The organism is Kitasatospora sp. NPDC029312, assembly GCF_055569215.1.
In genome coordinates, this window is sequence record NZ_JBVHXY010000097.1 from 1 (window position 1) to 1,069 (window position 1,069).

The following is a 1,069-nucleotide window of genomic DNA, read 5'->3' on the forward strand; positions in this document are numbered from 1 at the left end:
CTTCTCCCGAAGTTACGGGGGCATTTTGCCGAGTTCCTTAACCATAGTTCACCCGAACGCCTCGGTATTCTCTACCTGACCACCTGAGTCGGTTTAGGGTACGGGCCGCCATGAAACTCGCTAGAGGCTTTTCTCGACAGCATAGGATCATCCACTTCACCACAATCGGCTCGGCATCAGGTCTCAGGCTTCATGCTGTCCGGATTTACCTGGACAGCGCCCTACACCCTTACCCCGGGACAACCACCGCCCGGGCTGGACTACCTTCCTGCGTCACCCCATCACTCACCTACTACCACCTTGGGTCAGCGGCTCCACCACTCCCCTCAACTCCGAAGAGATCAGGGCGGCTTCACGGCCTTAGCATTAATGGGCTCGATGTTTGACGCTTCACAGCGGGTACCGGAATATCAACCGGTTATCCATCGACTACGCCTGTCGGCCTCGCCTTAGGTCCCGACTTACCCTGGGCAGATCAGCTTGACCCAGGAACCCTTAGTCAATCGGCGCACACGTTTCCCACGTGTGTATCGCTACTCATGCCTGCATTCTCACTCGTGAACCGTCCACAACTCGCTTCCGCGGCTGCTTCACCCGGCACACGACGCTCCCCTACCCATCCATACAGGCGTTGGCCCTATTGTATGAATGACACGACTTCGGCGGTACGCTTGAGCCCCGCTACATTGTCGGCGCGGAATCACTAGACCAGTGAGCTATTACGCACTCTTTCAAGGGTGGCTGCTTCTAAGCCAACCTCCTGGTTGTCTCTGCGACTCCACATCCTTTCCCACTTAGCGTACGCTTAGGGGCCTTAGTCGATGCTCTGGGCTGTTTCCCTCTCGACCATGGAGCTTATCCCCCACAGTCTCACTGCCGCGCTCTCACTTACCGGCATTCGGAGTTTGGCTAAGGTCAGTAACCCGGTAGGGCCCATCGCCTATCCAGTGCTCTACCTCCGGCAAGAAACACACGACGCTGCACCTAAATGCATTTCGGGGAGAACCAGCTATCACGGAGTTTGATTGGCCTTTCACCCCTAACCACAGGTCATCCCCCAGGTTTTCAA

Annotated in this window: 1 rRNA gene; it reads right to left on the reverse strand. The window is 56.6% G+C overall.

The window, feature by feature from the left end:
• Positions 1 to 1,069, reverse strand: a 23S ribosomal RNA gene (locus ACZ4WV_RS35425); the annotation flags it as partial.